Annotated in this window: 30 protein-coding genes and 2 pseudogenes; 4 read left to right on the top strand and 28 right to left on the bottom strand. The window is 29.8% G+C overall.

The genetic code is table 11. From position 1 onward, the window contains the following. Positions 1–3: 3 nt before the first annotated feature. The 6 genes from CQA42_RS07500 to CQA42_RS07475 all read right to left on the bottom strand — a co-directional run bounded on the left by CQA42_RS07500 (position 4) and on the right by CQA42_RS07475 (position 6,377). Positions 4–1,566 (bottom strand): hypothetical protein, encoded by a 1,563-nt coding sequence (locus CQA42_RS07500; RefSeq protein WP_115584076.1) that lies wholly within the window; start codon positions 1,564–1,566, stop codon positions 4–6. Further along, positions 1,563–2,105 (bottom strand): HyaD/HybD family hydrogenase maturation endopeptidase, encoded by a 543-nt coding sequence (locus tag CQA42_RS07495; protein ID WP_115584075.1) that lies wholly within the window; start codon positions 2,103–2,105, stop codon positions 1,563–1,565. Before CQA42_RS07495 ends, CQA42_RS07500 begins: the two co-directional genes overlap by 4 nt. A gap of 1 nt (position 2,106) precedes the next feature. Then, positions 2,107–2,793 carry a Ni/Fe-hydrogenase, b-type cytochrome subunit gene (gene cybH, locus CQA42_RS07490; RefSeq protein WP_115584074.1) on the bottom strand — a complete coding sequence of 229 codons (687 nt, stop codon included), beginning with the start codon at positions 2,791–2,793 and terminating at the stop codon, positions 2,107–2,109. 10 nt (positions 2,794–2,803) lie between these two features. Next, a complete protein-coding gene (locus CQA42_RS07485; RefSeq protein ID WP_115584073.1) occupies positions 2,804–4,528 on the bottom strand; it encodes a nickel-dependent hydrogenase large subunit in 1,725 nt (574 codons plus the stop codon). Positions 4,529–4,556: 28 nt separating this feature from the next. Then, the gene (locus tag CQA42_RS07480; protein ID WP_115584072.1) at positions 4,557–5,717 is read right to left on the bottom strand and encodes a hydrogenase small subunit; all 1,161 of its coding nucleotides are present in this window, start codon (positions 5,715–5,717) and stop codon (positions 4,557–4,559) included. Between the two features lie 114 nt (positions 5,718–5,831). Then, positions 5,832–6,377: a queuosine precursor transporter gene (locus CQA42_RS07475; protein WP_115584071.1), complete on the bottom strand. Its 546-nt coding sequence runs from the start codon at positions 6,375–6,377 to the stop codon at positions 5,832–5,834. Positions 6,378–6,596: 219 nt separating this feature from the next. On the opposite strand from CQA42_RS07475, the gene CQA42_RS08295 reads away from it, so the two are divergent. Next, the gene (locus CQA42_RS08295; RefSeq protein ID WP_181881525.1) at positions 6,597–6,737 is read left to right on the top strand and encodes a hypothetical protein; all 141 of its coding nucleotides are present in this window, start codon (positions 6,597–6,599) and stop codon (positions 6,735–6,737) included. 56 nt (positions 6,738–6,793) lie between these two features. Beyond that, positions 6,794–7,108, top strand: a complete 315-nt coding sequence (locus CQA42_RS07470; protein ID WP_115584070.1) for a hypothetical protein — start codon at positions 6,794–6,796, stop codon at positions 7,106–7,108. Positions 7,109–7,117: 9 nt separating this feature from the next. On the opposite strand, the gene CQA42_RS07465 is transcribed toward CQA42_RS07470, so the two are convergent. From CQA42_RS07465 to CQA42_RS07400, 14 genes are all read right to left on the bottom strand, one after another. Continuing rightward, positions 7,118–7,588: a hypothetical protein gene (locus tag CQA42_RS07465; RefSeq protein ID WP_115584069.1), complete on the bottom strand. Its 471-nt coding sequence runs from the start codon at positions 7,586–7,588 to the stop codon at positions 7,118–7,120. Between the two features lie 45 nt (positions 7,589–7,633). Continuing rightward, entirely contained in the window at positions 7,634–8,167 is a 534-nt protein-coding gene (locus CQA42_RS07460; RefSeq protein WP_115584068.1) for a hypothetical protein, read from the bottom strand. Beyond that, positions 8,164–9,012, bottom strand: coding sequence for a menaquinone biosynthesis prenyltransferase MqnP (gene mqnP, locus CQA42_RS07455; RefSeq protein WP_115584067.1), 849 nt, complete (start codon positions 9,010–9,012; stop codon positions 8,164–8,166). The genes CQA42_RS07460 and mqnP overlap by 4 nt, the downstream gene beginning before the upstream one ends. Beyond that, positions 9,012–9,554: a DUF502 domain-containing protein gene (locus tag CQA42_RS07450; RefSeq protein WP_115584066.1), complete on the bottom strand. Its 543-nt coding sequence runs from the start codon at positions 9,552–9,554 to the stop codon at positions 9,012–9,014. The genes mqnP and CQA42_RS07450 overlap by 1 nt, the downstream gene beginning before the upstream one ends. Beyond that, the gene (locus CQA42_RS07445; protein ID WP_115584065.1) at positions 9,554–10,858 is read right to left on the bottom strand and encodes a ComEC/Rec2 family competence protein; all 1,305 of its coding nucleotides are present in this window, start codon (positions 10,856–10,858) and stop codon (positions 9,554–9,556) included. Before CQA42_RS07445 ends, CQA42_RS07450 begins: the two co-directional genes overlap by 1 nt. Before the next feature lie 73 nt (positions 10,859–10,931). Beyond that, on the bottom strand, positions 10,932–11,633 hold the full coding sequence (locus CQA42_RS07440) for a hypothetical protein (protein ID WP_115584064.1): 702 nt from the start codon (positions 11,631–11,633) through the stop codon (positions 10,932–10,934). Between the two features lie 7 nt (positions 11,634–11,640). Continuing rightward, the gene (locus tag CQA42_RS07435) at positions 11,641–11,937 is read right to left on the bottom strand and encodes a glycosyltransferase (protein WP_115584063.1); all 297 of its coding nucleotides are present in this window, start codon (positions 11,935–11,937) and stop codon (positions 11,641–11,643) included. A 124-nt stretch (positions 11,938–12,061) separates the two neighbouring features. Next, entirely contained in the window at positions 12,062–13,756 is a 1,695-nt protein-coding gene (locus CQA42_RS07430; RefSeq protein ID WP_258865599.1) for a glycosyltransferase, read from the bottom strand. A gap of 9 nt (positions 13,757–13,765) precedes the next feature. After that, positions 13,766–14,842, bottom strand: a complete 1,077-nt coding sequence (locus CQA42_RS07425; protein WP_115584061.1) for a glycosyltransferase family 4 protein — start codon at positions 14,840–14,842, stop codon at positions 13,766–13,768. A gap of 1 nt (position 14,843) precedes the next feature. Next, the gene (locus tag CQA42_RS07420) at positions 14,844–16,247 is read right to left on the bottom strand and encodes an O-antigen ligase family protein (RefSeq protein ID WP_115584060.1); all 1,404 of its coding nucleotides are present in this window, start codon (positions 16,245–16,247) and stop codon (positions 14,844–14,846) included. 64 nt (positions 16,248–16,311) lie between these two features. Then, on the bottom strand, positions 16,312–17,553 hold the full coding sequence (locus CQA42_RS07415) for an O-antigen ligase (RefSeq protein ID WP_115584059.1): 1,242 nt from the start codon (positions 17,551–17,553) through the stop codon (positions 16,312–16,314). A gap of 9 nt (positions 17,554–17,562) precedes the next feature. Next, positions 17,563–18,972, bottom strand: coding sequence for a replicative DNA helicase (locus CQA42_RS07410; protein ID WP_115584058.1), 1,410 nt, complete (start codon positions 18,970–18,972; stop codon positions 17,563–17,565). A 3-nt stretch (positions 18,973–18,975) separates the two neighbouring features. Beyond that, complete coding sequence (gene ppa, locus CQA42_RS07405; RefSeq protein ID WP_115584057.1) at positions 18,976–19,494, bottom strand: inorganic diphosphatase; 519 nt, start codon at positions 19,492–19,494, stop codon at positions 18,976–18,978. Between the two features lie 10 nt (positions 19,495–19,504). Then, positions 19,505–20,077, bottom strand: coding sequence for an adenylate kinase (locus CQA42_RS07400; protein ID WP_115584056.1), 573 nt, complete (start codon positions 20,075–20,077; stop codon positions 19,505–19,507). A 305-nt stretch (positions 20,078–20,382) separates the two neighbouring features. Here CQA42_RS07400 and CQA42_RS07395 point away from each other — a divergent pair, with 305 nt between their 5' ends. Continuing rightward, the gene (locus CQA42_RS07395; RefSeq protein ID WP_115584055.1) at positions 20,383–21,726 is read left to right on the top strand and encodes a TrkH family potassium uptake protein; all 1,344 of its coding nucleotides are present in this window, start codon (positions 20,383–20,385) and stop codon (positions 21,724–21,726) included. A 10-nt stretch (positions 21,727–21,736) separates the two neighbouring features. Continuing rightward, positions 21,737–22,402: a TrkA family potassium uptake protein gene (locus CQA42_RS07390; RefSeq protein ID WP_115584054.1), complete on the top strand. Its 666-nt coding sequence runs from the start codon at positions 21,737–21,739 to the stop codon at positions 22,400–22,402. A 35-nt stretch (positions 22,403–22,437) separates the two neighbouring features. Here CQA42_RS07390 and CQA42_RS08555 read toward each other — a convergent pair whose 3' ends face one another. The 8 genes and pseudogenes from CQA42_RS08555 to pstB form a co-directional block, all read right to left on the bottom strand. Next, positions 22,438–22,587: an ATP-binding protein gene (locus CQA42_RS08555; RefSeq protein ID WP_115584053.1), complete on the bottom strand. Its 150-nt coding sequence runs from the start codon at positions 22,585–22,587 to the stop codon at positions 22,438–22,440. Then, the gene (locus CQA42_RS07380; protein WP_181881524.1) at positions 22,545–22,781 is read right to left on the bottom strand and encodes an ATP-binding protein; all 237 of its coding nucleotides are present in this window, start codon (positions 22,779–22,781) and stop codon (positions 22,545–22,547) included. Before CQA42_RS07380 ends, CQA42_RS08555 begins: the two co-directional genes overlap by 43 nt. Positions 22,782–22,911: 130 nt before the next feature. Further along, positions 22,912–23,082 (bottom strand): annotated as a pseudogene (locus CQA42_RS07375) (histidine kinase dimerization/phospho-acceptor domain-containing protein); the annotation flags it as partial. A 12-nt stretch (positions 23,083–23,094) separates the two neighbouring features. Continuing rightward, complete coding sequence (locus CQA42_RS07370) at positions 23,095–23,424, bottom strand: hypothetical protein (protein WP_115584050.1); 330 nt, start codon at positions 23,422–23,424, stop codon at positions 23,095–23,097. Beyond that, entirely contained in the window at positions 23,412–23,843 is a 432-nt protein-coding gene (locus CQA42_RS07365) for a hypothetical protein (RefSeq protein WP_115584049.1), read from the bottom strand. The genes CQA42_RS07370 and CQA42_RS07365 overlap by 13 nt, the downstream gene beginning before the upstream one ends. 381 nt (positions 23,844–24,224) lie before the next feature. Beyond that, on the bottom strand, positions 24,225–24,371 hold the full coding sequence (locus tag CQA42_RS07355) for a response regulator transcription factor (protein ID WP_115584048.1): 147 nt from the start codon (positions 24,369–24,371) through the stop codon (positions 24,225–24,227). Continuing rightward, entirely contained in the window at positions 24,355–24,672 is a 318-nt protein-coding gene (locus tag CQA42_RS07350) for a response regulator (RefSeq protein ID WP_258865598.1), read from the bottom strand. Before CQA42_RS07350 ends, CQA42_RS07355 begins: the two co-directional genes overlap by 17 nt. Continuing rightward, positions 24,662–25,359: pseudogene (gene pstB, locus CQA42_RS07345) on the bottom strand (phosphate ABC transporter ATP-binding protein PstB); the annotation flags it as partial. The gene CQA42_RS07350 and the pseudogene pstB, both read right to left, overlap by 11 nt. Between the last annotated feature and the right edge of the window lie 20 nt (positions 25,360–25,379).

Raw genomic sequence — 25,379 nt, 5'->3', positions numbered from 1 at the left:
CCCTCATTGTTTCAAATCCACATATTTTGGATAATGTAATGTAAAATTTTGTGGAAACTTCTTTGTAATCTTATTAAAAAATATTTTATTAATAAATAAGTTACCAATAATTCCTATATCTTTAATATTATAATTTATATTTACATCTCTAATAATGTTAATAAAAAAATCTGCTAGACTATCAAATATACCATAGCATATCACCTCATTTTCAACCCCTGCAAGAGTAAAGCTCATAGTAGAACTGATCGTAGATAATGGGTCATAACACACATTGCCTTCTACATTGATAGTTTTAAAATCAATTCTTGGACCAATATCTCGCAAAGATCTATCAGCATATCTAAAAACTTCATCTTGTTTTAATTCCTTAGTATATCCAAGAATGACACTTATTGGGCGTAATATATCAAGAATATTTTGACTAAATATTATATCATCACCAAAACTATCGATATAATCGATTCTATCTTTATAAATATTTTTATAATTTTGAATCAATTTAGTGCCATTGTTACGTTGTGATAATTGCTTTAACAAATTTTTTGGGTTTATATCAAAATCAATTTTAATAAGATTTGAAATATTTTGAATTCTAAATATACTTGGATTATTTGTGCTTATATAAAAAATTAGCATAGGATTATTATGTATAAAGCTAGATTCTATAAAAGAATCTAAAGAAATTTTAGAATCTAAAAAATTCTTTTCTATAAAATATCCATTATCTCCAAGAACAATCTCAAAAAATCTATCACTATATTGACTTTTATAATACAAGCCATCGCTAGAATCTTTAGTATATTTTAGATATAAAAATGGTATATCAAATTTTATTAAAAAGCTTGATAATATCGATAATATCGGGTCATATGGTAAAATAAACTTTGCACTTTTAAATCCTAATTCATTAATAAATACATCTTTTATCTTGAGTTTTACTATCGGCTTTTCAAAAGTAGCAAGCGCATCTAATTCATCTTTATTTGCCCTTGTATAAAGACTTATTGTAGAAATATCATTTGCTAAAATCAAATCAAAGTTTTTATTATCAATACATAAAGATATTTTGCCTTTTGTAGTTTGAATCTCAATATTTTGCCTTGATTTTAAATTTAAAACGATATTTTGCATAGAATCTAGCAAATCTTGTTTTGACTTAATATTTTTTTGATTAAATGTTATATCAAATGATATTTTATGTTTTGGATAAGAAAAAATATCACAAAAATATTCTCCATCAATATCTTTTATATTATTTAACTCTATTAAATCAAAATCAAAGGACGACGAGCTTTTATCAAGTATAGAGAGGCTTTCTTTTGGTATTTCTTTTACCACATCAACACTTTTAAATATAAAATAAAGAGATAGTGGAATCCTATTTGAAATACTATCTGCAAACAAGCCAAGATTGTCATCATTACCATTAACAAAAAATAAAAATTCGCTATCCAAAGTCATATTGCTATGCTTTAAGTCAAATTCATTAGCAAGATTCTGCATAATTTTTAAAAAATAATCTTTATTTGAATTTTTATACAAGAAAACAAATTTTAATATCACTCGTAACCTTTAAATGAATTATTGGCTATCTCTTGCAAGTGTTTATTATCAACTTCATCTATGCTAAAACCTAAATCTTTTAAATGTTTAAGCGCAATATCACGCATAAACAATGCAGAATCTTGTATTTTTATAGATAAATTAAACATGGCATCATCATTTATTATTTCTGGAATAGTTGCAATGATTTTTATTGTTGGTAAATCCCCCAACATTTCAATCATCTTCAAAGTTTGAAGCATTTCTACCTCGTGTGCCGTGCCTTGCCAATTAATATTATTTGGTATATTTTCAAAATCAAAGAAAAATACATCACCTACTTTACCATCAACTGCATTAATACAATCTAATAAAATTACATAATCATATGAGGTGATAAGAGGTATCAAAGCTTGAGCTAATGTCCCTCCATCTATTATATCTAGGCTATGTTCAGCTGAACTAAATCTATAATTTATTTTTAATAGATTTGATAAATGAACACCTATTCCTTCATCTCCAAAAAGAATATTTCCTATACCAAGAATAAGTATTCTCATACTACTCTTTTAAATGAGCTTCTTGATATCTATATCCACCTACAATAGAATCTGCCCCTCCATCTGGATGTTTTACTGCATTCCATACTACCATATAAACATGCACTGGTATAAATAAAATAATAGTCCAAGTAGCAATATGATGAATAATTCGCACATTTGCAAGACCACCAACTGCCACTTCTAGCCATTTAAACATATAAGCTAGTATGCCACCAAGACCATCATGATAAACATGATAATATAAAATTACACCACTAAGAGAAATAATTAAAATTAATATTGCAAAAACTAAATATGCAAAAAATTGAATTGGATTATATACACCTTTTATATGCGGGTGAGCACCTAAAAATAAATAATTTTTAATCTGTCCTATCCACACCTTTGTATCAAATAAATCTTTTGCAGAAACCCTCTCTCCTTTACTTTTACTTGTAAAAAATAAATACACTCTAAAAAAAGATACAGCTATAAGCAAAAAGCCAGCTATAACATGAAAACTCCTAAATGAAGCATATAAAAAATTTGTAGGTGTAGCACTGACTTCTGGTATTAAAAACGGATACGCTAAATAAAATCCACTAAAAATTAAGAAAAATATACAAAATGCACGAATCCAATGAAAGAATCTAACTAAAGGACTAAATGTTATAGTCCTTGTAAAAAGTTTTTTATTTGTTTTCATATTGTTTTCCTTATACACGCAATGTTGCAGGATTCACCTTATATTCACCCATTTTATTACCTTTTGTATCTATCAAATGAACAGAACAAGCAATGCAAGGATCAAATGAATGTATAGTCCTAATAATTTCTAAAGGTTGAGCGAGATTTGCAATTTTGATGCCAATTAGGCTTGCTTCATAAGGACCTTTTTGCCCATTTGCATCTCTAGGACCTGCATTCCAAGTGGATGGCACAACAGCTTGATAATTTTCAATAACACCATTTTTAATTCGCACCCAATGGCTTAACGTCCCTCGTGGAACATTTCCAATATACCTACCTTTATATTCTTTATTTTTATCTATTTCATATTTAGCACATGTAGCTTTATCTGTTTTTAGATTCTCAATTAATGAATTAAACACTTCTATACCATAATCAGCTGATAATTTACACTCTAATGCTCTTGCTGCAGTCCTACCTAAAGTGCTAAATACTGCTTTTAATGGAAGTTTAGAATCTTTTAAAAACTGCTCTGCAATAGTAGTAATTCGTGGATTTTTTGCTGCAAGCCCTACAACAATAGCTGCTAGTGGTCCTACTTCCATAGGAGCTCCATCATATCTTGGTGATTTAATCCAACTATATTTGCCATCTACATCAAGTAATTTTGTTTTAACATCTTTCAAATCTGGACCAATGCTATTTCCATCTTTAAATCCAGTATATTCTGGCTCTGTTTTACCATCATATGGGTGTAATGGCTCATTATCTTTATACCATGAGTGAGTAGCTTCTTCTGTTATCAAATCTTCATTGATATCATATAATTTTGTAATATCATAATCCCTTACAATACCGCTGCTGTATAGGTATTCTCCATTGCCAATTGGAATTTCTTCATAGCATAAAAAGTTTGGCACACCTGAGCCTTTAATCACACTTGGCTCATTTTTATAAACTTCTGCAGCCATTAATATGTCTGGATAATATGCCCTATCTACAAAATCTTTTACATATTGATATTTAGATAGCCACTCACCAAGTCTGCTTGGATCTAAGACATCCATAACAGATGTAATTCCACCAACGGTTAGATTCTGCGGGTGAGGTTGTTTTGAACCAAATATAGCCATCATTTGAGCAGCAACTCTTTGAACTTCAAGTAATTTTAAATAATGCGATAAAACTATCAAATTTTGTTCTGGAGAGAATCTATAAGTTTTATGCCCCCAATAAGCATTTGCAAAAGGTCCTAATGCACCTTTTTTAACAAAATCTGTTACTTTTGCTTGCACAGCTTTTAATTCATCTGCACCGGTATTCATAGGAAAATTACTATATTTAAATGCAATATTTGATGCTTTGTGTGGATCTGCTTTTAGAGCCGAAACAATATCACACCAATCAAGCCCATGAAGAGTATAAAAATGCACTGGATGATCGTGTAATACAAGTGAAATATTCATCAAAGATCTAATAAGTTCAGCATTTTTTGGTGGTGTGATATTAAGAGCATTTTCAACCGCACTAATCCCTGCTTTATAATGTGAAAATGTGCATACTCCGCAGATTCGTTGCATTAAAAATCCAGCATCTCTAGGATCCCTATTTTGCACAACTTTTTCTAAACCTCGCCATAATGTGGAGCTAGAAAAAGCATCTGTTATTACATTATTTTCATCAACTACGACTTCTATTCTTAAATGTCCTTCAATTCTTGTTATTGGATCAACTACTATTCTTTTTGTCATTATATTTCCTCTAATATCTCTTTACTTTTTACTCTTTATTCTTAATCATGCTAGAAATAGCAGCGTGTGCAGCAATTCCAATAGCAGTAGCACTTAATAATACAACGCCAATAGTATCTGCCGTTTTATCAGCACCTAAGCCATCAAATTTTGTAGAATATAATCTATTTGCAAGTGGTTCTTCAAATGGTCTCATTGTATCCCAAAAATTTGGCTCACTACAACCAATACAACCATGTCCAGCTTTTACAGGCCAACTTGTATGATCATTAAATCCAAGCCTTGAGCAGTTATTAAATGTATATGGTCCTTTACAACCTACTTTATACAAGCAATATCCATTTTGAGCACCCTCATCACCAAAATGCTGAACAAATTCACCAGCATCAAAATGCCCCCTTCTCTCGCATAAATCATGTATTCTAAGACCATATGCCCAAGTTGGTCTATTATAAGCATCTAATGCAGGTAAGGTTTTAAATAAGATAAAATGAAGCAAACTACCAACTATATTTTTTTCACTTGGAGGACAACCTGGGACATTTATAACAGGCTTATTTGTTATTTTGCTAAGTGGCATTGCATTTGTTGGATTTGGATCTGCTGCTTGAACTCCACCAAAACTAGAACATGTCCCTATAGCAAATATAGCCATAGCACCTTCTGCTGCTTCTCTTGCACTCTTAGCACCAGTTGTGCCTTCAGCACCTATTGTAAGATAAAATTCACTCTCCCCGCTTGGAATCCCACCTTCAACCATTAATATATATTTACCTTTATAATCTTTTATTGCACTATGGAGATTCTCTTCTGCTTGCCAACCAGAAGCTGCCATAACCGTTTCATGATACTCTAAGCTGATATAATCAAAAATAATACTATCTATGCTAGGAGTGCTACTTCTAAGCAAGCTCTCACTGCAACCTGTGCATTCTGCCATATGAAGCCAAACAATAGGGATTCTACCTGCTAATTCTGCAGCTCTTGCAGTAAGGGGAATAAATGATGATGGCAAAGCAAGTGTCGCTGTCATTGCTGCAGCCCATTTCATAAAATCTCTTCTTGATATTCCATTATTTTCTAATATTTCTCTTATATCACCTTCTTTATTAACTTGCACTGGCATTTTTTCTAATTCATCAAGTCTCTTTAAAGTATTGCTATAAGATTGGTTATCTTCATTAAACATATTTCTTTCAAACCTCCTTTAAAATAACTAACTCATAATAATACAACCATAGCACAATAAAAGCAACATTAAAAACTAAATTGTGATAATAAAAATATTACAAAAAGTAATTAATCACTTTGCTAGAATCTTGTATTTTGTTCGTATTGCAAAAATATAAAAAAATGGCGTGCTAGCAAAACTAGAGATGATTTTTACACAAAAATCAAGTAGTGCTGTGATAATAATCCACTCCCATGAATGCGTGAGCCAAAATGCTATAGTAAAAAATATCAATGTATCAAATAATTGTGCAATTATCGTTGAAGCATTATTTCTAAGCCACCATAATTTTGGAAATAATTTCTTTAATGCAAAAAATATATATACATCTAAATGCTGTGATACAAAAAATGCACAAAAAGAAGCAATAGCAATAGAAGGCTGTGAAATAATAAATGATGGAATAAATGATAATATCACACCATATCTAACTATCTTAAAGACATCTTTTTTATTATATTTTTCACTCAATATATCAAGTAACAAAAAACTAAATGGATAAATAATAGCACCATATGTTAGATTCGATGAACCTATATTAAATTGAACACAATAATTTGCCAATATAAAAATCATAGTAAATAAAAAAGCAAAAAACAAAGTCATTTTATAAGTCATCTTACAATCACTCCAGCCTCAATTAAAATATTTTAAAATTATAACTTATAAATTTCTAAATATACTAAATGCCTTGTATGTATAGAGGCAATTACAAATATCTATCTATTATTATTTTTTGCTAGAATTTATGATTATTAAATCACTACAAAAAGGCTTATTCAATGATAAAGTTATCAAGAAATCTGCATATATATTTAAGCTTATTTTTTTCTACCAATGGCATTACTTTATGCACTTACTGGTATATTTTTTATCTGTGGAATTGATGCAGATTTCAATGCAAGCTATCAGCATTATAAACTAGAAAATATAAATATAAAAAAGGGCAAGAATCTGTTGCAATACTTGAATTTTTAAGAGATTCTAATATCCCATTACCACTTAATATAGCCATAGATAGCAAAGATGAAAATGTGCTTATTAGCATTGGTAGCGTATATTATAATGCCTCTCTTAAACCTTTAAATGAATCTAGTTATGAAGTCATTGTGCAAACTAGATCTCTGCTTGGCGTCCTTATGAGCTTGCATGAAGCAAAAGATGCAGCAATTTTTGATGTGCTCGCTATAGGGTTTGCATGCACTCTATTTATACTTTATATCACAGGAGTTATTATCACACTTATTAATGGTGCAAAGAAAAAGCGTTTCAGTCAATATATCACTATTATTGCTGGTATATTTGCATTTGGGATTGCAGTATTATTAAAGATTCTATGGGGAATTTAGAATCTAATCTTAGTTTAAATTTGCAAGTTTAAGGGTAAATTCGACTTCACTTTTTGTTATCATTAATTCTTTGGCAATAGATTCTATACTCCAGCCATCTTTAAACATAGATATGATTTTTCTATCATCGACATTGCCCAAACTTCCTGAAAAATGACTAGCTTCTTTTATCTTATCTTCTATTATTAAAAGTTTATTATCAACATATTCTCTATCTTTTTCAATAATGGCATATACATCATCAATAGTATTTCTAAGATCAAGTTTTAATTGCTTATAACTTTCTTCGCTATAACCATTTTCAATTTCATTACTTTTTAGAAATTTTTGAATCTTAAAAATCTCTTTATTTAAATCATCAAGCGATTTTTCATATCTTAGTAATCTTTTTTGCACTTCGCCATCTTTTATATAAAAAAATACAAATACAAGCACAAAAATAACTACTATTCCAAAATTAATAACAAGTAAAGCGCCCAAGTAATTCCTTTTTTTGTTTTTAAAATAGATTTTTGTAATTTTAACCTAATTTTTATTTTTTAACTTTTCCTCTCTAATATTTGCCCTCTCTTTTGAAGCAATATAGCCATCAAAATCTATAATATCCCTACTATGCATTAAAATAATCTTTGCTTGATTTTTTGTAAATGATTCAAAAAATATAGGCATTTTTCTTATAGGAAAAACAGCAATATCAAGTCTTGAATAATAATGCTCTCCTATATCCAAACAATCATCTCTAAAAACTAAAATATTATGCCCTACAGAATCTAGATTGTGGCTAGAATCTAACTTTATATACTCTTTAGTTTCATTGCTAAGTCTTGCATTTAAAATATCTATCTTTCTATGCAATTCAACTAATAATTGCAATAATGGCTCATTTTCATCTACTACTTTTCCTCTAGCACGAATATTTTTTAGCCATAAACCTATTGGGTCGTCATTATTTTGAGATAATAAATCAAACTCCATTTTAAAAGTATCATAGTTATTATCTATCTTAGAAAATTCTATCTTTAAGGGTGCTTTTACTAATCTTGTTGCTAAATCATTCAAAATACATTATCCAAAACAATAAATAATAAAAATATAAAACCAAGATAGCCATTTGTTTGAAAAAATGCCTTTGGTATATTTAAAAAATCTTTCCTTACTAAATAATGCTCATAACAAAGCATAAGTATAGCACACATTAACCCTATATAAGCTAAGATTCCGCCATTGCTATATATAACAAACAAAAGCCAAAATAAACAAGCAAAAATATGGCAGATTCTAGAAATTATCAAAGTATTTTTAGCCCCATAAATAGCAGGTATCGAAAATAATCCATTTTTCTTATCAAAATTCATATCTTGCAATGAATAAAGCAAATCAAATCCAGCAACCCAAAGCATAACACCAATTGCTAAAAATATACTCCATAAAGGAATATATCCTAATACCGCAATAACACCTGCAATAGGTGCAAGAGAAAGAGAGATTCCAAGAATAAAATGTGCAAGAGTGCTAAATCTCTTAAAATATGAATAGATTCCAAGAATAAATAAAAATGGCAATGATAAAATAAAAGCTAAATTATTTATAAAATATGAAACAATCACAAATAAAACTGCATTAATCACTGCAAAAACTAGAATCTGTAAAGGAGAGATTCTACCATCTACACTTGGGCGAGATTTTGTACGTGGATTTTGCTTGTCTATATCGATATCTACATAGCGATTTATTGCCATAGCAAAATTTCTAGCACTAATTAATGCTAATGCACAAAGCAATAAAATATCATATCCAAACCAACCTCTTGCGGCAACCACCATAGCAATCAAAATAAAAGCTGATGAAAATATCGTATGCTCAAATACTACAAGCTCACTTAGATTTTTAAGTTGTTTTAGCATTATTTTATCCCTAATGAAACTAATTTTTTAAATCCATCTGCTACGCTTAAATCACTTTTTTCTACACTATCTTTTTTTACTTGCAATAAAAAACCTGATGTAGGATTTGGCGTAGTTGGCACAAAAACCCAATAAAAATCATCAGCCTCTTTTGTAACAAAACCCATAACTTTATAATTATTTAAAGTGATATAAACAACACCCAAATAATTCTCCGTATTTTTGCCTGAAAATAGATTTATAGCTTCTTTTAAAGTAGAATATATTGAAGCAATCACTGGAATCTTGCCTATTATCAACTCTGTTATTTTTAGAAATATGGCTTCTTTATTTCTCTCAACAATAAACCCAAGTAAAAAGAATAGCACAAGCACTAAAATACACACTATTATGGTAGCAACTAGACTTTGTGAGGAGAGAGAAAAGATATAGCCAACAATGCCGCTAATTGAGTTATATACGATTTTAATCAACCAAATTAAAATAATAATTGGAAGTAATGTTAATATGCCCTTAAAAATATGTGATAAAAGTTTATCCATCAAATTCCCCTAAAACTTAAAAAAATACCATATAAAAAATACAAGATTGAAATAAGTAAAACAAGATAATATATTTTTTTACTAAAAATAGCCATAAATGAACTTATCAAAAATACACATAATAACCACAATGGCGTTTGTAATTCTACATTAAAAAAATCATAATTAATAAGTAAAAGCAAAGGAGAATCTAAGATAAATCCAAAATCAATAATATGCAAAAATAACATCAATGGATAAAACACCACAAATGCAATCGTAAGCAATGGAGAGATTATCTGCCATGGGCTAAATACATAAAAGAAATAATGTGCTATTATGAGCATATTTAAAAATACAATTATATTTAATAGAAATAATGAATATATTTTATTTATAGATTTAAAATATTGCAAATAAAGATAGATATAAAACACACCTGCACATGAAAGCCAGAATCCTACAGAAAAAAATATCTTAGGAAATAATGCAAGTATAAAAACAATACAAGTAAATAGTAGTTTATAACTAAGCAAACTAATCCCATTATAAAGCACAAATAATCCAAATGCAAACATAGCAAATGAACGCAAAAAGCTAGGATTAAAATCAAGCACGATTAGATACAAAAAAGCAAAAAATAAAACAATAAAATTGATATCATAAAATTCATTTCTATAGCTAAAATACCGCTTTTGAAATATTCTATACAATGGCGATAAAATCAAATAAAGCACAAAAGATAGAATCCCAAGATGAAATCCGCTTATTGCAAAAATATGTGCGATTCCAAGACTTGCACTAAAATCAAGAATCTTTTTATCCATAGGAGTAGCTAAAAATATACCATTATAAAGTGAGCCAAGTAAATTTATATCAAATGCACCATCAAAATAAAAATCATTATGCTGTGAATTTATATAATCTATAATACCATCTCTATAATCTTTCTTGTGAAGTAAGGACATTTCAAAGCTGATAATATAACATGACTTTAAATAATTAAGAAAATTGCAGTTTTTATTTAAGATTCCATAGATTCTGATAAATTTACCTTTTAAATCAATCAAATCATCTCTTGAAGTAGTATAAAAAGTAGCTCCACTAGAATCTTTTAATTTTAATACAAAATAATCTTTCTTTTTATATTGAAGCAAGACTTTTGCAGTGATATTTATATTTTTTGTTTGTGATAATTGCTGATACTTGTAAAATTCATAATACAAAGATAGACAAAAAATCACAATAATTAAAATTGCAATATAAAAAATATCTTTTTTTGAACTAATAAAATCAACTTCTAGTGGCGAATGGATTGTCTTCATGTGCCCCCTTAAGTGATTTATTTTAAATGATTTTTATTATAACTTGGGTGTGATTGTAGTTTTTAAAAATAAATCATTTTGATTGCTTAAAAAACAATTTTGTAACAAAAAGCCTAATTCTCTTTGGAAAACCATAGATTCTAGGAAAATGAAAACAAAATTTATATTTACCACTCATATATGGATAAAAGATACTTAATTGAGATTTACTAAAGCCAATTTCATCAATATAACCAAATATTTGAAGGCATCTTAATGTTTCTTTTAAATAAAATACACCCCAATGCATAAAATATTTTTTTCTCTCATCATCACTTACTTTGTAAAATTCAAAAAATCTTTTTGACAATACAAAATAACTATATGCAGACTTGCAAAAACTCTCTTTTGTTTTAGTATTCATTATAGAACCATCCCTATTTATACGATAGTTGTAAATAGGGATATTTGATATATAAATATTATTTAAAAAAGTAAAAACATAGCTTGTAAATAAAACATCTTCATACATAATATTTGGCTCAAATTTAAAATTATTATCAAACAAAAAATCACATCTATAAACAAAAAGCCAAACACAATAAAAATGAATATTAGGAAAAAGATATAAAATATCTTTATAACCACAGAATCTATTCTCATCCTGCTTAAAAAATACTTGATTTGTATATGAATATTCTTTGTCTATATAATTATTGCTATTAGATATGATGATTTCAGGTGAATTATTTTGAATTATTATATTTTTTAGAACTTCAAGCCCATTAAGTTCCAAATAATCATCAGAATCTAAAAAGACTATATACCCCCCCCCCGTTGGATTCTAAAGCTTTTTTGATATAGTCTAATCCCGTATTTCTTGCTATTGATAAGCCTTGATTTTCTTGATCAATAAGGATAAATCTATCATCTTGTGTATAATCTTTTGCAATCTCTTTACTATAATCCATACTTCCATCATTTATCATAATGGCTTTAAAATTTTTATAACTTTGATTTAGCACAGAATCTAGACAATCTTTTAGATAGGATTCTACATTATAGATTGGGATAATGATGTAAAATAGAGGGTCTTTCATCTTTTAAACCTTTTTTAGCCCAAGTGGATTTATTTTTTAGAGTGATTTGGATTATAGCAAATAAACTTTTTTCAATACACCTTAGCTAAAAATCCTTTAGATAGAATCTTAAATTAGCTTAAATTTATAGAGGATTCTTGCAAAATTTACTTTTATCTTTAATTGTTTCTAAATAAAGTTTATGATTGGATTCTAGGCTTGCTTTTGGCGATTCATCATGATAGAGATGATATGCAATTGCGCCAAATTTCAAGCGTCTAAATTCACCTCCAGCAAATAAAAAACGTGCTACAAATTCGCTATCTTCGCGTCCCCAGCCAATAAACTTTTCATTAAACCCACCTATAGCTTCAAAATCACTTTTAAAAAAGCTCATATTGCAACCTTTCACGCCCTTAATAAAATCGCTTTGTTCAAAAATATCTGCTTTAATCTTTGATTTTTTATAGATAAACTTTGCAAGAAAAGACCATCGCCAAGCCTTAAAATTAAACTTCCTAAAAGCAATCTTGTAGGCAGAATCTTTTCTCAATTTGCAGAATCTAAGAATTTTTTGTGTTTCTTTTTTTGTTAGAATCACACGCGAACCTTGCAAAAACACGCCTTTTTTAGCAAAATTGAGATGATCTTTTATAAATGATTTTTCAAGTATCATATCACCATCTATAATGACAATATAATCACCTTTAGCAACTTTTATAGCGCTATTTCTACTTTTTGCTAGCCTAAATCCCTTATCCTCTTGCCAAATATGTTTTAAAGGACAAGGAAAATCGTGCATATATGATTCTATAAGATCCCTTGTATCCTGCAAACTTCCATCATCAGCAATAATTACTTCAATGGGCAATGGCTGCAAGTCTCGCACAGAATCTATTACAAGGGAGAGTCTTTCTTTTTGATTATATGTTGTAATGATGAGCGAACAAAGTGCGTATGTTCTTGGGGGGGGGGTGGTATTTAGCTCATAAAGCTTTATATATTTAAAAAATGCCCCAAGGGCATTACAAAAACTAATCACAAAACCCTTGTAACCATAAAATATACCTTTTTTGAAAAAATAATTTTGTATAAAGCTCCAAGTTCCATGCATAAACGCTTTTGTAGGGCTTGAGGATTTGCCTATATTTTGTTTAGCATAGAGATTTGAATATATTTGCATTTTGTCAATTAAATGTGCAACATCATCATAGGCATAATGTTTTAGTGCAGTTTTTAGATAGCACTTAGTAGAATCTTTAGGGAGAATAACACTCTCATGCACTAGATTCTCATTAAAACATGTAAAAGATTTATTAAAAATACGCAAGACAAAATCTGGACTCCACCCACATGCCTTTATCCATTCACCTGCATAGAGATTTTTACGCTCTAGGGCATAGATTATGCTTTTGTTATTTAGATCCAATGTCTTAATCTCATCATAAATCCCCTGCTCAATAACCTCATCAGAATCCACTACAAATACCCATTCATTTCTAGCCTTGCTTACAGCAAGATTTTTTAGTGCGCCAAATCCTATAAATGGGCTTTTAAAAATACGAATTTCTGCAGGCTTACTAGGATTTAAACAATTAGTTTGACTAGTAAGATTGGTTGTAGAATCTTTTATTGTCAAATCACATGCTAAATTTATATTTTTTATATCACTACTCTCACGTATCCAAGTATCGCTTATCTCACGCACAATCTCAAGTGTAGAATCTGCGCTATCATTATCAAGTAAAATTATTTCATCAAAACCTTTTAGTGCCTCTAGGCATTCTTTTATCGTATCTTTGGCATTTTTAACGATGATACAAACACTAATATTTATCAAAATAAACCTTTATTGTTTTTTCTTTAGTATTTTTTCCCATAAAGGCATTATAACTTCTTTAGAGAATTTTTGTCTTATTATCTGTTTTGCACTAGTCCCAAATCTATCTCTTAAGGCTTTATTATTCATTAGATTCTGCAATTTTAAAGCAAAATCTTCCAAATTGTTATCCTCTATTAGATAGCCGCTTACATTATCTTCTATAATATCACTTGGTCCTGTATTTATATCAAATGCTATTGCAGGCAAACCATAAGATGCAGATTCTGATAAAACCATACCAAACCCTTCAAAATAACTAGTCATAACATAAATGCTTGCTCTTAGATATTCTTTTTCTATATCTTTAGTAAAAGGTTTAAGTATAATATAATCTTGCAAATTTAGCATTTTTATTTTAGTTTCTATTTCTATCTTAAGCTCTCCATCGCCTACAATACAAAGCTTCCAATCCTTTAGATTTTTATCTTGTATGACTTGTTTCCATATATCAATAAGTCGTAAAAAACCTTTTTGATGAGAGAATCTACCTATACTTAAGACCATCTTAGAATCTAAATTGCTTGATTTATGCGATATATGAGGTATAAAATTTGGAATAACTTTTATACTTTTATAATAATGCTGCCAAAGAGCAAGCTCGCGTGATGAAAGAATGACAATATCATCAAAATATGAATTTCTTTTATTAAATGCACTAAAATTTAGATGCATTATCTTTATATAAATGGTATTTTTATTTTTAAATAATGGTCTAAAAATAGAACAATTAGCAATAATTGCAAAACAATCAAAATATCTTTTATGAAGTTGAATGCTTAATATAATTTTGTGCAGATTCTTGTAATAGATTTTTAGAATACGAGATTTTAAAAATCTATCTCTATGGCTAGATTCAGATAAGTTATACCAAAAGATTAGCTCTATATTGTCATTGATTTTATAAGGAAGTGTATCATTTGCACGAAAAAAACTTAAGATACAAACCTCATATCCAATATCATATAATGCATTAGCAAGATTTGTCACAACTCTTTCAGTTCCGCCTGTAAGCGTAATATCATTTATTGTGAGAAGAATTTTCAAATCAATCCTTCCTCATACAAAAGCCAAAGCCAAAGCCAATTACAATAAAAATAGATTGAAGAATGAGTGGATAAAATACATCAAATATACTTTGTGTGCATATACCACTAATAAAAACACAAAGAAATAAAGCTATAAATTTTTGTATATGATTATTGCTATTTATAATAACTCTAGTCATCATAAATAAAATATATATAATAAATACAAGAATGCTAGCAAAACCAAATAAGCCATAAGCAAAAAGCAAGCTAATAGCATAATTATGAGGGTGATTGTAGCCATTTACATCATGTTCTAAATTTTTTATATAAGCTCTATTTTGGTGATTTGTATTGTTGTAATATTTATATAGATAATAACCAGTTTCAAAAACATCTATAGTTTTAGGAAAAAATGGATTATCTAAAAATGCCAAAAAAGTGGATTTTGACATAGCTATTCTTGATAATGATGAATGCTCCCATTGTATTTGACTTCTACCATTTTTGAGGCTTTCTTCGTAACAATCCACATAATAAAGACTATTATCAAAGCAGGATGGATCGTATTTACCCATTTCAATAGGCTTTGTATTCCAAACTGATATAAAATTATCCATCATATAAGCGACATTCCATCTTGGCAGAAAGTCTTTGCTGATATGATAGATTCCAAATATGCTAATAAACCATATAAATGGCAATAAAAAAATAATAATTTTTTTGTATTTGTATTGCCAAAATATTAATGGGATAAATATCATTACCAAAAATGCTACAATAAAACTTCTCTCGCTATTTGCAAACATCGCTGCAATACTTAATGATAAAAGAATTAATGATATTAATTTAAATTTTCCTTTAAATACAACAATACTAGTTATACTAATAGCTAATGGGGCTAATATCCAAATATTATATGTAAATACAGCCTTAAAGAAAAATGGGGCATTGAGTGGATGGTGCAAAAAACCATTTTTTATTCCTAAAAATATCATAGCAAATACTTCAAATAAACATAAAAAAGCAAAGAATAATAAGAATAAATGTGCTAATGATTTCTTTATATACTTGGCTACAAAATAACACAATATGAAAAAAATAAAATACTTCAAAATATGTGTATTTGCAGATTTTAAGACACTAGAGAAAGAATGTTTTATAACATCATCAAAATATGTAAGGATTCCTAGTATAAAAACGATAGAAAATGTAATAATTGGAATTAAAAGATTCTTAAAATCGGTGATATTAAATCTCTTATAATGATATAAAATAAATACCAAACCACCGACAATAAAAAAGCTCTGGGAGCTAAGAGAGCCATTTTCTGTGATTTTACTTAAGCCAAGTCCATATAAAAATATTCCAATACAAAATAATAAAATAGTGAGCAATTCATTATTGCGTGCGAGGATTCTCATATTCTGCCCCAGTAAAAAAGGCAGAATCTATTAGATAATTGAGATGATTGTAAAAGGTGATTATTTAATCGTAAGATTCCGTATTGAATATAAACAATAATAGAAGTAAAAGAAATGTAGATTCTGTATGACCACTTAGAGGATCGCCACTTAGTCCTGCAAATAAGCAATATAAAATTCCGCCCCCCCCTACTATACGAATAGAGCTATTATTTGATAATAAAATCATCTTTGTCATAGCAAAATAAAATAACACCAAACTAGCAAAGCCTATAAGCCCTCTGGTTGCTAATATATTTAACATATCATTATGTTTCTTACCAAATACCGGACCACTTTTTGCTGCCTCTATGATATGATCAAATCCACTTATATTTGCTATTTTTTCTGCATTATCATGTTGACTTTTCGCACTCATTCCTATGATAGGTGAAAGTGAAAATATTGCCAATGCTTCTTTATACATCACCAATCTAAGGCCAATTGAAGTATTATAATCGCCTTTACTAATAGAATCTAACTCATCTTTTGTATAACTTATCCTATCAGTTGGCAAGCTATCATAAACAACATAGGAAATAACAAAAAATGAAATAGCAATAAATATCAATGTTTTCATCGCAAACACTAACAAACTTCTATTATAAAAACAATAAACCAAAAAAATAACAAAAAGACTACAAAAAACAGCTAACACAGAACCTCTAAGCCCAGTGCCAACAACTCCTATAAATGACAATAAACCAGCACTTAAGAAAAATAATTTATTCTTGCGATATAGTGCTAAAGATATATTAATGACGCTAATAACACCGCACATAAAGCCAAGTTCATTAATACCGCTATAGCCAGTAAATCTACCATGATATAACATTTGTGGAAAGATAAAAATATGAAAAATAGCAATCAAGCCAAAAATAAAACCAGAAATACCAATAAGATACATCAAAATATCACTAGAGATTCTTGGTTTTAGCTTAAATAATAGCAATGCAATCAATGCAAACAATAAATATTTAGATGGAATATCAAGCTCTCTAAAGCCGACTGAAAGAGAGTTATTTGTAAGCAATGGCGGCAAAATACTTGCAAACATCAAAACTAAACTTATAGATAATAGCTTTTCATTTTTATTTAGAGAAAAAATATTTCCTTTTTTTGTAGCTTTGAAGTAAAAATAATAATACAAAAGAAAAAGAGCTAGTATGATACTTACTATTTGCACACTTGGTCGAAATGCACTTGTAAGTAAAAACAACCCAACAATAAATGTAAAAAATATATTTAAATATTTATTAGAACTCATTAAACCTCCTCATATTGGCATCAAATCTACTTCATCCTCAACTTTTGTATTTTGATATTCTATTTCATTTTTATCAATATTTGCAAAATAAGTATAAATTGTATGAAAAAGCACTTTTATCGTGCCAATTGGACCATTTCTATGTTTGCCAATAATAATTTCAACTTCTTCTACTTCTTGTTCTGTTGGAATCTCTACTTTTGGAGTTCCTTTTCCTTCTTTTTTTGCTCGCTCTATATTTTCTTTTGCATCTTTTCTCTTATAATAAGAATCTCGATAAATAAACAAAATAATATCTGCATCTTGTTCTATTGAGCCAGATTCTCTTAAATCACTTAGAGTTGGTCGTCTATCACCTCTACTCTCTAGACTTCTATTTAGCTGACTTAAGGCAATTATTGGCACTTCAAGCTCGCGTGCTAGAATCTTTAATCCCCTAGATATTTCTGCAACTTCTAAGTGCCTATCTTTATTATTTATCCCACTCATAATCTGTAAATAATCTATAACTATAAGCGATAGACTTGGATCTTTTAGCTTTAGTTTTCTTAGTTTGCTTCGCAAATGGGTTATATTTATCCCGCCTGTATCATCAATATAAAATTTCCATGATGAATATTCATTGCATTTATCATAAAAATATTGCCATTCTTTATCATCAAGGTCTCCAATTCGCAATCTTTGAAGTGGGATTCTACACATAAAAGACATTACTCTTGAGACAAGCTGTTCTGCATCCATCTCAAGACTAAAAAAAGCAACCCCCTTCCCAGCTTTAAGCGTTGGTATTATCATATTTAATGCAAGTGCAGTTTTCCCCATAGCAGGACGCGCAGCAATAATAATCAACTCTCCTTTATTAAATCCAGTTGTCATCTTGTTTAATTCGCCAAATCCCGTATCAGTGCCAATTAAAACTGAATTTCCAAGTTCTTTTTTTTCTTTTACATTAGCTACTACAGATGATATTACATCACTAAAACCTCTAAATTCTTTATTATGATGGCTTCCTTGAAGTTTAAATATCTCACTTTCAACTTTATTTATAATCTCAATTGAAGACAAATCTTTTTTTAAGCTATTTTCGTGTATCACATTTGCCAAATGGCTTAATTTTCGCTTTAGAGATAAATCTTTTAACTCTTTTATATAAGATTGAATATCTACGATGGGAGGAGTAGATAGTATCTCAAACATATCATCATCTATATTTGAGGATACTTTTTTTCGTATAAAATCTTCAGCTATTGGCAAATCAAGGTGATTTAGCTCTTTCATAGCCATAAAAATTTCACTATGATTTTTATGGCTAAAATCACTAGATTCTAGCTGCTCTTCATAATCTTTAAATATAATAGGGTCATACAAAAAAGCAGCAAGTATAGAACGTTCTATCGCAAGATTGTATAACTCCTGCATATATTAGCTTTTGTATTTTTTAATACAAGATTCTAGAATCTCATATGCTTTATTTTTATCTTCATATTTTTTGATTTTCACCCATTTATCATTTTCTAGCATTTTATATGTCTCAAAAAAGTTTTTAATTCTAGCAAGAGTGAGTTCTGATAAATCATCAATGCTTTTAATATTTGAATAGCTTGGATCGACTTTATCAAGTGGAAGTGCTAGAATCTTCTCATCCATTCCGCTTTCATCTTCCATTATAAGCACGCCTATTAATCTACATTTAATAACACTACCTGCTTGCAATGGATATTGATTTAATACCAAAATATCAAGTGGATCGCCATCATCTGCAAGTGTATTTGGAATAAAGCCGTAATTTGCTGGATAATACACAGCACTATACATAATCCTATCCACAAATACTGCTCCGCTTTCTTTATCAATCTCATATTTTACATTTGAGCCATAAGGTATCTCTATTACTGCATTTACAGAATCCTTGCTTCCATATCCAATCTTATCTAAATTCATATCATTATCCTTAAATTTTACTTTTTATAAAAGATTCCATTTCATTTACAATATCTTCTATACTTCTCTCGCCATCAATCTTTTTTAAGATTCCCATTTTAGTGTAAAAATCTTGTATTTGTTTTAGTGGCTCTATATAAACTTTCATTCTATTTTTAAATACTTCTATATTATCATCACTTCCTCTAGCTCTTCCTAAAACTCTATCACTTGCAGTATGCTCACTTACGACTACTTCAATTACACTAATTAGTTTTACATCATCTTGAGATTTCAACATATCATCTAATGCATGCATTTGCTCTACACTTCGTGGATAACCATCTATTAGCACTACATCTTTTGATGCACTTTTTATTGCACCAAGAATTGTATTTGCAACAATTTCTAATGGAACAAGATTCCCTCTAGATATATATTTATCTATAGTTTTTCCAAGCTCACTTTCTTTTGCAATCTCTTCTCTTAATAAATCTCCAGTTGAACGATGCACTATTAAATCGCTATTATTATTTGCAATATTTTGCGCATCAGTAGTTTTGCCACTTCCTGGCGCCCCTATGATTAAAAATAATTTTTTCATTGTATTCCCTCAAAAATAAAGTCTGCAATTTTAAATAAAATGGCATTAAAATTAAATAAATATATAATTTTAATAATCTTTATATATATTTTTTACTTCTTTAAATACAAAATATTTATTCTAATAATATTTTAAACTTTGGTGTTTTAGAATGCAGAATTTTTAAAAAATAAATTGGGTAACTAAATATAATTTATATATTTAAAGATTGTTTGTTTAAGCTTTATTGCATTTTATGTAATTTGGCTTATAATTATAATTTTCTGTATAATTCGCAACTTTTAAAAAAGGTTTGCTAAAGTTTAATGTTCATAGATACAAAAAATGCAAGAATCCTGCTTATTGGATATATAATCATTGCTCTTATATGCGCATTTGCACTAATGCTTCCATCTATGCATAATGGGCAGATGCGTTTTATTGATGCACTATTTACTACATCAAGTGCGCTAAGTGTAACAGGGCTTATTGTAAAATCTAGTGCTATTGATTTTACATTTACCGGACAGCTTTTGATTTTGTGCCTTATTCAGCTTGGCGGACTTGGGTATATGAGCCTTTGGAGCATACTTTATATACTTTTTCGTAAAAATATAAATCACTCAAACGTCTTAACACTAAAAGAAAATCTCGCATATCCAACTACTGAAGGCATTAGCGAGTTTTTAAAGAAAATGTTTATTATGGCTTTTAGCATTGAGGGTATTGGTGCAGTAATCCTTACTATGCGTTTTATGCTTGATATGTCTATAGAAGAAGCACTTTGGCAAGGGATATTTCATAGTATTTCAGCTTTTAATAATGCTGGATTCTCAATTCTTTCTGAAGGGCTTATGCCATATCGCGATGATCTTGTGATAAACCTGGTAATCACCATGCTTATTATTATTGGTGGGCTCGGCTATTTTGTGCTAATTGAAACACATTTAGTGCTAAAAAAACACACTAATGGCTTTTCTATCCATTCTAAAATCGTTTTTATTATGACTGCAATTTTGTTACTTAGTGCCTTTCTGTCTGTATTTTTGCTTGAATACAATAATCCAAAGAGTATTGGCGAACTTCCGCTACAATATAAGATTCTTAGCTCATATTTTGCTGCAGTAAATTACCGCACTTCAGGCTTTAATACGCTTGATCTTAGCCTTTTGCAAGATCCAACATTATTTTTTAGCTCAATTTTTATGGTTATAGGTGGAGCACCCGGTGGAACAGCTGGCGGTATAAAGGTTACTACCATTGCAATTATTTTCTTGCATGTATATGCAATGATTCGTGGTTCTGCACAAACAAAGGTGTTTTCACGCACAATAGATTTCCAAAGTATCAGCAAGGCATTTGTTGTGATGGTGCTTGCAAGTGCGTATATTACAATCATGCTTCTAACTCTATGTTTATTTGAAGATGGCGGAGCGCGTGGGTTTTTAGCATTGCTTTTTGAGGTATGCTCAGCATTTGGCACCGTGGGATTGTCTATGGGAGATGGCGGAATCTTAAGTCTTTCGGCACATTTTAGTGATTTTGGGAAAAGTATTATTATCATTTTAATGCTAAGTGGAAAAGTTGGAATTTTTGCTTTTTCTATTAGTATGATGCTAAGGCAGAAAAAAAGCCATATACAATACCCGCAAACAAAGATTCTAATCTAAAGGAGACGCAATGGCAGAGAGTTATGGTGTAATAGGACTTGGGAAATTTGGCTTTCATATAGCTACAGAGCTACTAAAACAAGGCAAAAAAGTCATTATTGCTGATAAGAATGAGGCTGCAGTAAGAGAAATCGCTGATCTTAGCAATAGTGTATTTATATTAGATTCTTCAGATATATTAGCACTAAAAGAGGCAGGTTTTAGCAATCTTGACTTTGTAATTATAAGTATTGGTGAAAATATAGAATCTAGCATTCTAACACTAATGGCATTAAAAGAAATAGGTGTCAAAAATATCATAGCCAAAGCTATAACTCCCACACATGGCAAGATTCTATCAAAACTTGGTGCAAGCAAGGTAATATATCCAGAACGTGAAGCTGCACAGCACCTACTTGCAAATTTTATCACCAATCCAGAAATTGAGACTATGCACATCTCACACTCACTTAAAATAGCAAAAATTAAAATCACTAGAAGTTTAGTTGGTAAAAGTCCAAAAGATATTGCTCAAAGTCTGCAAAACAATCAAGAATACAATATTAAGATAATAGCTTTTAAGCGAAGTAATCAAATGGAGTGGAGCTTTGATACAGCCAAAGAAACACCACTTTTTGAAAATGACAGAATCATACTACTTGGGCAATCAAATCAAATTGATAACTTTAAATACTAAAATAATCATAGATTCTAAAAATATCAAGCTAATAATTATATAGAATCAAATATCAAGCTAAATTCACTGCCCTTGCCTTCGATGCTTTTTAGTTGTAGCTTAGCATTATGCACCTTTGCAATTGATTTTACAATGCTAAGCCCTAGTCCTGTGCCACCAAGGGCTTTACTTCGGCTTTTATCCACACAATAAAACGTTCAAATACTCTATCTTTAGAATCTTTTGGTATCCCTATGCCAGTATCCTGCACACTTAAAATTACACTATGTTCATTTTTATGCATACTTACATGAACACTACCTTTTGGCTTATTATATTTGATTGCATTATCGCAGAGATTATAAATACAATCTTCAAGTAGCTTTTTATCTCCATACACATAGCAACTTAAAAGATCACTATATAATCTAATAGAATTCTTTTTAGCAAGCACCTAAAGACGCGCAAGCACAGATCTCATCAATGGCTCTAAATCAAGCATAACAAAAGGTTCTAGCGGCTGTGCTTCATCAAGTAAGGAAAGTTTTAAAATCCTCATTTATCATATCTAAAAGTCTTGTTGCTTCTTGGGTGATTTTACTAGCAAACTCTGGAATATCACTATGTGCTATTAGATTATTTTGTAACATTTCTGCACTAGCTAAAATCGCCGTAAGTGGAGTTTTTAGCTCATGGGTTACATTAGCACTAAATTATTTACGCATTTTTTGTGCCACATATAACACACTTATATCGCGTAAAATCACAATAAGACCGCGAAACTTGCCCTTAGCATAGATTGGTGCGACTTGGAGTTCATGCTCTTTATCATCTAGTGTAATTTGATGTGTGCTTTGGTTTTGCTTTTTGCTCTTTTTATACAATGCTAAGTCTTGTGTAAGTATAGAAAGTGGTGATTTGAGGTTTGAGATATGCTCACTTTGCTTACAATAATGTTTCATATAGGTATTATTTAACAGAATCTTGCCATTTTTATTTAGCAACATTAGCCCATCGCGCATATTTTGTGTTAGCACAAGCATTTGATGTTGCTTTTTTTAAGCCCTTGAAATTTGGTTTTAAGGAGTTTATGCTTATGCTTTATCATCTCTACAAATGGAGATAATTCCTTATAAGGTGGATTTTGCTTTATATTTGCGACATCAAATTTAAGTAATGGTTTAATAATAGAATTTGTCAAAAATCGTGCAATAAAATAACATACAAAGCCCGCAAGCACAATCTCTAATAAAAAATAGGGTATAAATGCTAAAAAAATAGCGCGAACATTACTTGTGCTTTGACTTAGACGCAAGATGAGATTTGGATTTTGTGTGCTTGTAAGTGCAAAATAAAGCATATCATCTTCTAATGTATTTGAATGCCGCACACTCTGCCCTACACCATACATAATGGCATCTTGAACTTCCTGCCTATCTTTATGATTTGCCAAATCTCTCATCTGACTATCATATAATACCTCGCCATTCTTATCAATAAGGCTAAAGCAATAAGGTGTGGGATTTAGAGTAATTTTTTTCAAGAATTAGTGGGATGAGTGGCTCAATGGCTTGTGCTTGATATTTTAGCCCTTCAAAAGCTTGACTTTGCAGTGAGGACTTGAATAAAAAAAGAGAAATACATTTGAGAGTATAAGCATAAACATGGAGGTAGCAAAAATCGCAAAAAATATTTTTTTAGTCATAAATTTCCTTATTAAGAATCTTTAAATTATTATTGCAAACACTAGTCAATAAAATAATTGCTCTAAAGATAATGTGATTTTAGCATTTGAGTTTATATCCAACACCATGGATTGTCTCTATTCTTTTTCCACAAATACCTAGCTTTTGACGCAACCTATCAACTCAAATTCTTTTAATGTAAGTTTTATTTCCTGTCCATCAAGATATATCTCATGCCTTATATGAGAGAATTTTAGCCCATCAAGCATTATTTCTTGCTTGTTTTGCTCACTGCGTCTTAGCATTACGCGCACACGCGCTAAAAAGCTCCATTACACCAAATGGTTTAGTGATATAGTCATCTGCACCAAGATCCAAACCTTTTACTTTATCCACCTCGCTATTTAGTGCTGTAAGTAAAAGCATTGAAATGTTCTTTGTCTTTAAATCTTGTTTAAGCAGACGTAATACCTCAAAGCCATTGGTATTTGGAAGCATGATATCTAAGATTACAATCTTTGGTATTGTATTTTTGAGTGTATCTTGAAAGTCCTCTACACATGAGAATCCTTGTGCCTCTATATTTTGAGACTTGAGTGCTATCAAATTCTATCATTTCACCAAGTAAAAAAAAATGCTGTCTTATCAGAGATTCTATGGGCTTGTTGCATATTATGTGTAACAATTATTATTGTGTAGTTCTTTTTTAGTTTAAAAATAAGTTCCTCGATTTTTAGTGTAGAGATTGGATCAAATGCAGAGGTGGGTTCATCCATCAATATCACATCAGGATTGATTGCAATACATCTTGCAATACAAAGTCTTTGTTGTTGTCCGCCGCTAAGATTTAGTGCATTTTGTTTTAGCTTATCTTTTAAATCTTTCCACAACCCAACATCTCTTAAGCTCTCCTCCACAATAGAATCTAGCTTTTCTTTACCCCGCACGCCATGAGTTTTGTGACCAAAAGTGGTATTATCATAAATACTCATTGAAAATGGATTTGGCTTTTGAAATACCATACCTACTTTTTTACGCAAGCTATTTACATCATATTTTTTATAAATATTATCCCCAAAAAAATAGAATCTTACCCTTTAAATGACATTAATCAACCAAATCATTCATACGATTAAGACTTTTTATAAATGTGCTTTTTCCGCACCCACTAGGACCAATAAATGCAGTAACCTCACTACTTGTTATCTCCATATTTATATTTTTTAGTGCGTGAAAATCACCATAAAAAAGGTTGAAATCTTTAATGCTAAAGCAAGATTGTTTTTTTGTCATAGCTACTCCTTTGTTTTTGT

Origin of the sequence: Helicobacter sp. MIT 99-5507 (assembly GCF_003364295.1) — a bacterium.
Classification (GTDB): Bacteria; Campylobacterota; Campylobacteria; order Campylobacterales; family Helicobacteraceae; genus NHYM01.
The sequence above is the reverse complement of the archived record's forward strand: the minus strand, read 5'-3'. Positions and strand labels throughout refer to the sequence as shown.